We start from the raw sequence: 10550 nt of genomic DNA on the forward strand, positions 1-10550 counted from the left end.
GATTACGGTGCATTGACGTGACCATCATTCGCATAGTCGCCGTGGGGCTCAGCGCGTTCCTGACCATGCCAGCCCCGGTGTCCGCGTCACCGATACGGGCCGTCGCGCCGTACGTGCCCTGCCCGGCCGTCAAGCCGCCGGTCGCCCCGCCGGCCGCACCGTCACCGCCACCGGTCGGCCCCGCCGACCAGGCCGTCGGCGGGGCGTCGCTGGCGACGGCGGGACTGTCCATCCCGGCCGGTGCGCCGATGGCCCCGGCGGTGACCGCCACCTCCTGGCTGGTGGCCGACCTCGACAGCGGCACGGTGCTGGGCGGGTGCGGGCCGCACGAGCACCGCACGCCGGCCAGCGTGCAGAAGATGCTGCTCGCCGCGGCCCTGATGCCCCACCTCGACCCCACACAGGTCGTCGAGGTGACCCGGGCCGATCTGCAGGATCTCGACCCGGCCAGCTCGGTGATGGGCGTGGTGCCGGGCGGCCGGTACTCCATCGAGAGCCTGTGGCTGGGGCTCCTCCTCAAGTCGGGCAACGACGCCGCCAACGTGCTGGCCCGCGTCGGCGGTGGCACCGCCGGGCGGCAGGGCGGCGTGCGGGCGATGAACGACGAGGCACACCGGCTGGGCGCGAACCAGACCCACGCCGTGACACCGTCCGGCCTGGACGGCCCCGGCCAGTACACCAGCGCGTACGACCTGGCGCTGATCGCCCGCGCCACCTACGCCCGCGCGGACTTCCGGCGGTACATCGCCACGCGGGTGGCGGAGGTGCCGGCCGGGCCGGGACGGTCCGGCTTCTCCCTCACCCACGACAACACCCTGCTGGACCACTACCCGGGGACGCTCGGCGGGAAGACCGGCTTCACCGACCTGGCACGGCAGACGTACGTGGGAGTGGCCGAGCGCGACGGCCGGCGGCTCGCCGTCACCCTGCTCGGTGCGGAGACCGCGCCCCTGGGCAGCCTGGGCGAGGCCGCGGCGCTGCTGAACTGGGGCTTCGCGCTCTCCCCCGACGCGTCGGTCGGCCGCCTGGTCACGCCGGACGAGAAGAAGCACGACCAGCCCGTCGCCCAGGTCAAGGCCGAGCAGCACGGGCCGGCCCGACCCGGGCGGTCCATGTCGTGGGTGGCCGCCCTCGGCCTCGGTGCCGCCGGCGCTCTGGCCGTCCTGCTGCTGGCGGCTCCCTGGCGGCGGAGGGCGGCGCGGGCGGCGGCCAAACCGTAGCCCCGGCGGTCGGCCCGACGGTTGCGTACATTGCGGAGGTCACGCTGTCGCGAGGAGGAGAACCATGTCGAAGCCGCCGCTGCCCGAACCCGCGGTCACCATGCTCCGGAAGGCGAACCCCGCCGTGATGGCGACGCTCCGGCCCGACGGCCAGCCGGTCTCCGCGGCCACCTGGTACCTGTGGGAGGACGGCCGGATCCTGGTGAACATGGACGAGGGCCGCCGCCGGCTGAGCCATCTCCGCAACGACCCTCGGGTCACCCTCACGGTGCTGGACGAGCAGGCCTGGTACACCCACGTCACGATCATCGGGCGGGTCGTCGAACTCCGCGACGACGAGGACCTGGCCGACATCGACCGGCTCTCCCAGCACTACGGCGGGAGGGCGTACCCGCGGCGCGACCGCCGGCGGGTCAGCGCCCTCATCGAGATCGACCGCTGGCACGGATGGGGCGCGCTGAAGGACAGTGACCAGATCGGCTGACCGGGCGTGTCGGCGGGGGGCGGTCAGGCGAGGGCGGGCGCCGCCAGAAGCGCGCGCAGCTCGCGGACCGCTGCCCGCCCGGCGCGGTTCGCGCCGACCGTGCTGGCCGACGGCCCATAGCCGACCAGGTGGATCCGGGAATCGCCGACCACCCGGGTGCCGTCCATGGCGATGCCGCCGCGGGGTCCGCGCAGGCGCAGGGGGGCCAGGTGGTCGAGCGCCGGCCGGAAGCCGGTGCACCAGAGGATGACGTCCGCGTCCTGCACGGCACCGTCGGGCCAGCGGACGCCGCGGGGCACGATCCTGTCGAACATCGGCAGGCGTCGGAGGAGACCGCGTTCCCGGGCTTCCCGCATCAGCGGTGTCCAGGCCAGCTCGGTTGCGCTCGCGATGCTCCCGGGGGGCAGACCGGCCCGTACCCGCGCCTCCACCTTGGCGACCACCTCACGCCCGTAGTCCGAGGTGAACGGCCCCTCCCGGAACACCGGTGGGCGGCGGGTGACCCAGGTCGTCGCCGCCGCGACGTCGGCGATCTCGACCAGGAGCTGCACGGCCGAGGCTCCGCCCCCGACGACAACCACCCGCTTCCCGGCGAAATCCGCCGGTCCCCGGTAGTGGGCGGTGTGCAGCTGCTGACCGAGGAACGTTTCCTGTCCGGGGTAGTACGGCACGAACGGCCTGGTCCACGTCCCCGTCGCGTTGATCAGTGCCCGGGTGGTCCAGGTGCCCTTGTCCGATTCGACGAGGAGTCGGCCGTCGCCGGCGTTCCGGACGGCCGCGACGGCGACCGGGCGCTGGACGTCGATGCCGAATTCACGCTCGAAGGCGGCGAAGTAGGCCGGCACCGCGTCGGCGGCCGGTTCGTCCGGCGGTGGCGGCGTGAAGTGCATTCCGGGCAGGTCGAAGATGCCGTGCACGGTCGCCATGCGCAGCGTCGGCCATCGGTGCTGCCAGGCCCCGCCGGGTGCCGCGTCGGCGTCCAGAACCGCGAAGTCGAGACCCGAGGAGCGCAGGTGGTACGCGCTGGACAGGCCCGCCTGCCCGGCGCCGACAACCAGCACATCCGTCTCCGGCATGTGCGGCACAACATCACCGGCCAACCCGGGACTTCCCCCGGGCGATGGATCTCACACCGGCCCGCAGCGCTGGAGGGGCTAGCGGAGGTCGATGAGCTGCGGCGGGACCTCGCAGGTCAACCCCACCGAGTTCATCCGGTCGGTCAGCGGCCCGCCATCGGCGGTCGGTACCACGAAGTGCGGCCGGCGGCCCGCGGCCAGCTCGTCGGCGTACCGCTCGCGGGCCTCGAGGAGGGTTTCCCAGTCGGCCAGCCACGCGTCGGTCGGACGGTCGTCCGAACGCAGGTCGCGGTCCAGGTCGCGCACCTGCGCCACCATGACGGTCACCGCGGCGTTCTGCTCCCGGATCGAGCGCGCCTGCGCGTCGACGGGGGCGTCGGGAGGTACGGCCTTCGCCACCACGGTGGCGCGCATCGTGGCGCACGCGCTCTCCGCCACCTCGCTGACCGGCGGGTTGTCGATCAGCTCGGGCCGGTCGTGGTTCGCGTACATCCAGAAGCCGGCGCAGGACACGACGATGCCGCCGACCGCGATCACGGCGACCAGAACGGCGCCGAGGACCCACCACCCCGCGCTGGCCCGCCCCGACGGCGCGGATCCGGCACCGGGGTAGGGCGGGTGCGTGGGCGGACGGCTCACGTCTGAATCGTGTCGCCCCTGTCAAGGGCCGCCGTCCGGCCGCCGGAAGGTGGACCTCGCCGGTGGGCGTTAGGGTCGGTTCGTAGCTGCCGGTCCCGATCATGGGGAGCTCTCGGATGAGCACGCTTCAGTCGTCAAGGTCCACCCTGGTGGCTGACGCACCTGCCGGCGGGGCAGTGGCCGGCCGTGGCGGCAGGCGGCCCGCGACGTACGCGCACCGGGGATCGTCCGGTGCGGCGCCGGAGAACACGGCGGCCGCCTTCGAGCGCGCGATCGCCGAGGGCGCCGACTACATCGAGACCGACGTGCAGCTCAGCGCCGACGGCGAGCTGGTGATCATCCATGACGTCACGCTCGCCCGCACCACCGACGCCCGGCTGACCTTTGCGGACCGCGCGCCCTGGAACGTGCACGACCTCACCCTCACCGAGCTCAGGAAACTCGACGCCGGGGGATGGTACGACGAGGACTTCACCGGCCAGCGCATCCTGACCCTCGATGAGCTGCTCGACCTGCTCGGGGGCCGGGTCGGCCTCAACCTCGAACTGAAGTCGCCCGCGGCGAATCCCGGGCTGGCGCACGCGGTCGCCGCCCGGCTGCGCCCGCGTCGCGACTGGATCGAGCCGGGCGCGCAGCCGCTTGTCGTCGGGTCCTTCGACGAGCAGGCTGTCCGGGATTTCCACGCGCTGCTGCCCGACGTCCCGGTCGCGCTGATCGCCTACGACGTGCCCACGAGCGGCAAGCTGACCGAGCTCGCCGAATGGGCCTTCTCGGTCAACCCGGACATCCGCCGGCTGCGACCCGAGGACGCGGCCCGCGTCGTCGAGGCGGGCATGGCCGTCGTGCCGTGGACGGTCGACTCGCCCGAGTTGTGGCGCTGGGCCCTCGACCTCGGCGCCGCCGGCATGATCACCAACTACCCGTACGCGCTGAGGAACATGCTGCGCGGCCGGGACCCGGTGCCCGGCGCGGGCGTGGTCGTGCAGGACATCCGGCACCACTCCCCCGGCGACGAGCCGCCGCGGGCCGGTGAGCATGTCGTCCTGCGCAACGTCTCCGCACAGCCGGTGGACGTCAGCGGCTGGTACCTGCGGAGCCAGTCGTCCGCCCGGATCGTCGTGGGCGACGGCTACGTCCTCCCGCCGGGCGGGCTGCTGCGGGTGCACACCGGTCCCGGCAGGGATGACGCGACCACCTACCACAACGGCCGCACCACCGCTGTCTGGAACGGCACGCACGGCGACTCCGCCGGGTTGCACCGCGCCGACGGCACGCTCGTCGACCTGTACGCCTACATCGTCTGAGCCGACCTCGTGCGGCCCGGCCGGGCGTCGAGGGGCCGGCCCCCACGGAGCCGGCCCCTCTTCCCGAGGTGTTCCCCCTCGGGGGTGACGTCTGGTCAGCCGACCGACTTGTTGTAGCTGTCGATCGCGGGCCGCACGCTCGCCGCGGCGTCCTTCATGGCCTGGTCGGCCGGCTTGCTACCGACGATGGCCGCCTCCAGGCCGTCCTCCGACGCCTTGCGCGCCTGCGGCATGACCCCGAGCAGGCAGCCGGCCGACGCGACCGACGGGGGCAGCGCGTGCAGCTGGTCCACCGCGGTCTTGAACTGCGGGTACTGCGCCACCCAGTCCTTGTCGATCTGCTCGTCGAGTGCCTTCGCGTTGACCGGCACGTACCCGGTGCCGGTGTGCCACTTGGCCTGCTGGACCGGGCTCAGGGCGAACTTCACGAACTCCCAGGCCGCACGCTTCTCCTTGTCGCTGTGCCCGACGCCGTTGATCCACAGCGAGGCGCCACCGATGATCGGCCCGCCCGTCGCGGAGCTGCTCGCCTTCGGGTACGGCGCGGTGAGCACGGTGAACTTGCCCTTGGCGGCGTCGACGTAGCCACGCATGGCGCCGGTGGACTCCAGGTGCATCGCCACGGTGCCCGCCTTGAAGGCGGCCTGGGCGTCGTCGGTCTTGCGGCCGGTGTTCGTCGCGTAGCCGCCCTTCACCAGGTCCACCCACCACTGCGCCACCCGGACGCCGGTCTCCTGGTCGAACTGCACCTTCGTCGCGAGGCCCTTACGCCCGTTGCCGTTGTCGCAGTACTCCTTGCCGTCGGTGGCGATCAACTGCTCGAGCAGCCAGCCGTAGATGGCAGCACCGAAGCCGTACTGGATGGTCTTGCCGCCGGCGTCCTTGACCGTCAGCTTCTTCGCCATCTCCCCGATCTCGTCCAGGTTCGCCGGCGGCTTGGTCGGGTCGAGGCCGGCCCGGACGAAGGCCTCCTTGTTCAGGTACAGCAGCGGGGTGGACGTGTTGAACGGCATCGACTGGAGCTTGCCGTCGATCGAGTAGTAGTTGGCGATGTTCGGCTCGATGTCGCCGGCGTTGAACTTGTCCTTGTCGATGAACTTGAACATCGGCACGGTCTGCTTCGAGTCGACCATGAACCGGGAGCCGATGTCGTAGATCTGCACCAGCGCCGGGGTGTTCTTCTGCTGCACCGAGGCCTTGTACTTGGCGATCGTCTCGTCGTAGTTGCCCTGGTAGATGGCCTTGACCTCGACCTTGCCCCCGCTCTGGGCGTTGAAGTCGGCGACCAGCTTGTCGATCGCCGCGGCGTTGGCGCCCTTCATCCCGTGCCAGAACTCGATGGTGGTCTTGTCGGTGGCCTTCTCGAGCACCTCCGCGCCGGGCGCCTCGAGCGCGTCCTTGGCCGAATCGGTGCCGTCCCCGGAACCGCCGCACGCCGTCAGTGCGGCGGCGGCGGCCAGGGCGACGAACGCCGCCATGGCCCGACGGAGCTTGGGTTGTCTCACGGGTTCTCCTCTTCTTGAGTTAACGCAGCGCGCCGGCGGTGAGGCCGCGGACGATGTAGCGCTGACCGAAGAGCACGACGGCCAAGGTCGGGAGCAGGGACAGCGCGACGCCCGCGAGGACGAGGCCCGGTTGCGCCACCTCGGCGTCGTTGAGCTGCGAGATGCCGATCTGCAGCGTCTGGAACTCGGAGTCGCGGATCAGGATCAGGGGCCAGAAGTACTGGTTCCACGCCGAGAGGAAGACGTAGACGCCGACCGCCGCGATCGAGGGCTTGGACAGGGGCACGATGACCCGCCACAGCAGGCGCCAGTGGCCGCACCCGTCGATCACCGCGGCGTCGCGCAACTCGGTCGGGAACTGCAGGAAGGCCTGGCGCAGCAGGAACGTCCCGAAGGCCGAGGCGAGAAAGGGCAGCACGAGACCGAGGTAGGTCAGCCCTCCCCGCGCCAGACCCCACCCGGAGATGGCCAGGTAGTTGGGGATGATGATCGCCTCCCACGGCACCATGAGGGTGGCGAGGAACAGCGCGAACGTCACGGCCTTCGCCGGCATGCGAAGGAACGCGAAGGCGTACGCGGCCAGGATGCTGGTGACGATCTGGGCCACCGTGATGGCCCCGGCCTGGACGGCGGAGTTGACGTAGAACCGGTCGAGCGGCACCGAGCGGAAGACGTCGCCGATGTTGCGCCAGTAGAGCTCGTGCGGCACCAGCGCGGGCGGGTAGGTCGCCAGGTCACCGGGGCCCATCACGGCCCCCACGAAGCCGTAGTAGATGGGGAACAGGACCGGGATCGCGGCCAGGCCGAGCACGACGTAGACGGCGACCTGCCCCAGGCTGAACTTTTTCATCGGTAGTGGACCCGCCGCTCGAGGATGCCGAACTGGATGGCCGTGCAGCCGAGCATGACGACCAGCAGCACGACGGCCTGCGCGCTGGCCGATCCGAAGTCGGAGGACCCGAAGGCGAACGCCTTCTCGTAGATCGAGTAGACAAGCGTCGTCGTGGCCTGGTCCGGGCCGCCCTTGGTCAGGATGTGGATCTGCCCGAAGCTCTGCAACGCGTGGATCGTGGACACCACGACGAGGAAGAACAACTGCGGGGAGAGCAGCGGCACCGTGATCCGGGACGCCAGCCGCCAGCCCGAAGCGCCGTCCAGCCGTGCGGCCTCGACCACCTCGGGTGAGATCGCGGCGACGCCGGCGGAGAGCACGAGGACGTTGTAGCCGAAGTTCATCCACACCGTCGCGGCGGCCACGGCGGGCAGCGCGATCGACGGGTCGGTGAGCCAGTTGACCCGGTCGATCCCGAGGGAGCCGAGCACGCCGTTCGCCACGCCGATCGCCGGGTTGTAGATGACGGCGAAGATGACCGACGCGGTCGCCACCGAGAACGCGAACGGCAGCGCGAAGGCGGTGCGCAGCACCCGTACCCCGCGGATCCGCGCCTCCAGCAGCAGCACCACGAAGAGCGCGCCCAGGACGGCCGGCACCACCGAGAACAGCGTGAACAGGCCCGTCGTGGCCAGCACCTTGCCGAACTCGGCCGACAGCATCTCCCGGTAGTGCTCCGCGCCAACGTACACCGACGGGGCGCCGAAGAGGTCGTTGCCGTGGACGGACAGGTACAGGGTCCGCCCCAGCGGCCAGAACACGAACAGCGCGAAGACCACGACGGACGGCAGCAGCAGCAGCCACCCGAGACCGGATTCGGTGAAGCGTGCCGGCTTCCCCCGCCGGACGGCGGCGGGGGTGGACTCCACGGTCGGGGCGCGGTCATCCGGTGGGGCGCTGACGGTGCGAGGGGCAGGCACGGCAGCACAGTACCAACGGCATGGACGGAAAGAAATCCTTCCATCCAGGTCCCGGAGCTGGAGGTTCTTTCCAGCGCTCGCCGGAGCGCGAATTCAGCTCGCGATCTCGCCGGCGGCGCGGTAGCCCTCCTCGACGGCCTGCTTCCGCGGCTTCCACCACCAGTCGTTGGCGCGGTACCAGTCGATGGTGGCCGCGAGCCCGTCGCGGAACGAGCCGAACCGCGGCCGCCAGCCCAGCTCGGTGCGCAGCTTCGTGGAGTCGTTGGCGTAGCGCAGGTCGTGCCCCGGGCGGTCGGGCACCAGGTCGTACGCGTCGGTCGGCCGGTCCATCAGGGCGAGGATCAGCTCGACGATCTCCCGGTTGCTGCGTTCGTCGCCGGAGCCGACGAGGTACGTCTCGCCGATCCGGCCGTGCCGCAGGATCAGGTGGACCGCCTCGTTGTGGTCGTCGACGTGCGTCCACTCGCGGACGTTGACGCCGGTCCCGTACAGCTTCGGGCGCTCGCCGGTCAGCACGTTGGTGACCTGCCGGGGGATGAACTTCTCCACGTGCTGGAACGGCCCGTAGTTGTTGGCGCAGTTGGAGAGCGTCGCCGCCACCCCGTAGGACCGCACCCAGGCGCGCACCAGCAGGTCCGATCCCGCCTTGGTGGCCGAGTAGGGGCTCGACGGGTCGTACGCGGTCTGCTCGGTGAACTTCGCGGTCCCGTCCAGCGGGAGGTCCCCGAAGACCTCGTCGGTGGAGACGTGGTGGAACCGGACGTCGTGCCGGCGCACGGCCTCCAGCAGGGTGAAGGTGCCGAGCAGGTTGGTCCGGACGAACGGCTCCGGGTCGCGCAGCGAGTTGTCCACGTGTGACTCGGCGGCGAAGTGGACGACCACGTCGGCGCCGGCGACCAGGGTGTCCACCAGCGCCGCGTCGCAGATGTCGCCGTGCACGAACTCCACCCGATCGTCGACCGGCCCGAGGCTGGCGCGGTTGCCCGCGTAGGTCAGCGCGTCGAGGACCCGGACCCGGTACTCGGGATGGTGCCGCACGGTGTGGTGGACGAAGTTCGCCCCGATGAAGCCCGCGCCTCCGGTGACCAGCATCCTCGTCATGAATCCAGATCCTACCGGTCGCTACGCTTCCCGGGCACCCGGAATAATCGTTTCGACGACACTTCCCGGCGATTCTCTCAAGCAATTACAAGGCGTCCCTAAAGGAGCCCCAAACAATCGCACCGGATATCACCGCCCAGGGTTGCGCGTACCGTTTCCGTCGGTAGGGTCCGGGTGAACATACCTGGCCCGACCGCTCCGGGGGATGCCATGCGTTCTGTTGTTCCCACCGAACACGAGACATCGTCGGGACAGCCGGTGCGACCCCGGTCCGCCGGCCTGAGGAGCGCCGACGCGTGAAGGGCATCATCCTGGCCGGCGGCTCCGGCACCCGGCTGCACCCGATCACCATCCCGGTCTCCAAGCAGCTGCTCCCGGTCGGCGACAAGCCGATGATCTACTACCCGCTCTCGGTGCTGATGTTCGCCGGCATCCGCGAGGTGCTGGTGATCGCCCGGCCGGCGGACCTGCCGATGTTCCAGACCCTGCTGCGCGACGGCGCCCAGTGGGGACTGCGCATCACGTACGCCGAGCAGCCCCAGCCCCGCGGCATCGCGGAGGCGCTGCTCATCGGCGCCGGCCACATCGACGGTGACGAGTGCGCCCTGATCCTGGGCGACAACATCTTCCACGGCAACGCGTTCTCCCAGCTGCTGCACCGCGAGTCGCGGCAGCTGCACGGCTGCACCCTGTTCGGCTACCGGGTCAACGACCCGCAGCGCTACGGCATCGGGGTGACCGACCCGGAGGGCCGGCTGGTGGCGATCGACGAGAAGCCGAGCCATCCGCGCTCCAACCGGGCCATCACCGGCCTGTACTTCTATGACAGCGACGCGGTGGACATCGCCAAGAACCTGCGCCCGTCGGCCCGGGGCGAGCTGGAGATCACCGACGTCAACAACGTCTACCTGAGCCGGGGGCTGGCCCGACTGGTCGACCTCGGGCGCGGGTTCGCCTGGCTGGACACCGGCACGCCCGAAGCGCTGCTGCAGGCCGGCCAGTACGTGCGGACCCTGGAGGAGCGGCAGGGCGTCCGGATCGCCTGCCTCGAGGAGATCGCCCTGCGGATGGGCTTCATCGACGCGGAGGCCTGCCACGCGCTCGGCGCGACGATGGCGAACTCGAATTACGGCCGGTACGTGATGAGCATCGCCCGGGAGCTGGCCGCCTGATCGACCGACCCGAGCCCGCCGGCCACCAGCGCCGGCGGGCCGGTCGTGGCGCCCGGACCGGCCCCGCGCCCGTGGTCGAAGCATGCCGATCGGCACCGTTGTCGCCCGGTCCGCCCGAGTAGCTTTAGTGGTGAATAAGGCGATCGTTAGCTGTGGCAGAAATTGTCGACGCCGAGGGTGGCGCGCTGTCGGCGCGACGGTTCCGATGTCTCGTCTCCTCCCGCACATCGACGTTCA

Annotated in this window: 10 protein-coding genes; 4 read left to right on the forward strand and 6 right to left on the reverse strand. The window is 70.9% G+C overall.

The features are described 5' to 3' along the window. Nucleotides 1-17 precede the first annotated feature (17 nt). Nucleotides 18-1220, forward strand: coding sequence for a D-alanyl-D-alanine carboxypeptidase family protein (locus ACQP12_RS21380; protein ID WP_433281395.1), 1203 nt, complete (start codon nt 18-20; stop codon nt 1218-1220). Between the two features lie 64 nt (nt 1221-1284). Beyond that, nucleotides 1285-1704 carry a PPOX class F420-dependent oxidoreductase gene (locus ACQP12_RS21385; protein WP_357943666.1) on the forward strand — a complete coding sequence of 140 codons (420 nt, stop codon included), beginning with the start codon at nt 1285-1287 and terminating at the stop codon, nt 1702-1704. A 23-nt stretch (nt 1705-1727) separates the two neighbouring features. Here the strand turns inward: ACQP12_RS21385 and ACQP12_RS21390 are convergent, their stop codons facing one another. Further along, nucleotides 1728-2780, reverse strand: coding sequence for an FAD-dependent oxidoreductase (locus tag ACQP12_RS21390; protein WP_433281397.1), 1053 nt, complete (start codon nt 2778-2780; stop codon nt 1728-1730). 78 nt (nt 2781-2858) lie between these two features. Next, nucleotides 2859-3419, reverse strand: a complete 561-nt coding sequence (locus ACQP12_RS21395) for a hypothetical protein (protein ID WP_433281399.1) — start codon at nt 3417-3419, stop codon at nt 2859-2861. Nucleotides 3420-3568: 149 nt separating this feature from the next. Between ACQP12_RS21395 and ACQP12_RS21400 the strand changes: the two genes are divergently transcribed. Continuing rightward, nucleotides 3569-4723 (forward strand): glycerophosphodiester phosphodiesterase family protein, encoded by a 1155-nt coding sequence (locus tag ACQP12_RS21400; RefSeq protein ID WP_433281401.1) that lies wholly within the window; start codon nt 3569-3571, stop codon nt 4721-4723. A 95-nt stretch (nt 4724-4818) separates the two neighbouring features. On the opposite strand, the gene ACQP12_RS21405 is transcribed toward ACQP12_RS21400, so the two are convergent. The 4 genes from ACQP12_RS21405 to rfbB all read right to left on the reverse strand — a co-directional run bounded on the left by ACQP12_RS21405 (nt 4819) and on the right by rfbB (nt 9132). Then, the gene (locus tag ACQP12_RS21405) at nt 4819-6228 is read right to left on the reverse strand and encodes an ABC transporter substrate-binding protein (RefSeq protein WP_357943674.1); all 1410 of its coding nucleotides are present in this window, start codon (nt 6226-6228) and stop codon (nt 4819-4821) included. A gap of 19 nt (nt 6229-6247) precedes the next feature. Further along, nucleotides 6248-7078 carry a carbohydrate ABC transporter permease gene (locus ACQP12_RS21410; protein WP_357943676.1) on the reverse strand — a complete coding sequence of 277 codons (831 nt, stop codon included), beginning with the start codon at nt 7076-7078 and terminating at the stop codon, nt 6248-6250. Further along, nucleotides 7075-8040: a carbohydrate ABC transporter permease gene (locus ACQP12_RS21415; protein WP_433281404.1), complete on the reverse strand. Its 966-nt coding sequence runs from the start codon at nt 8038-8040 to the stop codon at nt 7075-7077. Before ACQP12_RS21415 ends, ACQP12_RS21410 begins: the two co-directional genes overlap by 4 nt. A 93-nt stretch (nt 8041-8133) precedes the next feature. Next, nucleotides 8134-9132, reverse strand: a complete 999-nt coding sequence (gene rfbB / locus ACQP12_RS21420) for a dTDP-glucose 4,6-dehydratase (protein WP_433289359.1) — start codon at nt 9130-9132, stop codon at nt 8134-8136. Between the two features lie 305 nt (nt 9133-9437). Here rfbB and rfbA point away from each other — a divergent pair, with 305 nt between their 5' ends. Next, nucleotides 9438-10313: a glucose-1-phosphate thymidylyltransferase RfbA gene (gene rfbA / locus ACQP12_RS21425; protein WP_433281406.1), complete on the forward strand. Its 876-nt coding sequence runs from the start codon at nt 9438-9440 to the stop codon at nt 10311-10313. The last annotated feature ends 237 nt before the right edge of the window (nt 10314-10550 follow it).

Origin of the sequence: Micromonospora sp. CA-244673 (genome assembly GCF_050948395.1) — a bacterium.
Lineage (GTDB): Bacteria > Actinomycetota > Actinomycetes > Mycobacteriales > Micromonosporaceae > Micromonospora.

Excerpts from the sequence above, each read along its gene's own strand:
- ACQP12_RS21385 (WP_357943666.1), top strand. The coding sequence starts at position 1,285 with ATGTCGAAGCCGCCGCTGCCCGAACCCGCGGTCACCATGCTCCGGAAG.
- ACQP12_RS21390 (WP_433281397.1), bottom strand. The coding sequence starts at position 2,780 with ATGCCGGAGACGGATGTGCTGGTTGTCGGCGCCGGGCAGGCGGGCCTG.
- ACQP12_RS21410 (WP_357943676.1), bottom strand. The coding sequence starts at position 7,078 with ATGAAAAAGTTCAGCCTGGGGCAGGTCGCCGTCTACGTCGTGCTCGGC.
- rfbB (WP_433289359.1), bottom strand. The coding sequence starts at position 9,132 with ATGCTGGTCACCGGAGGCGCGGGCTTCATCGGGGCGAACTTCGTCCAC.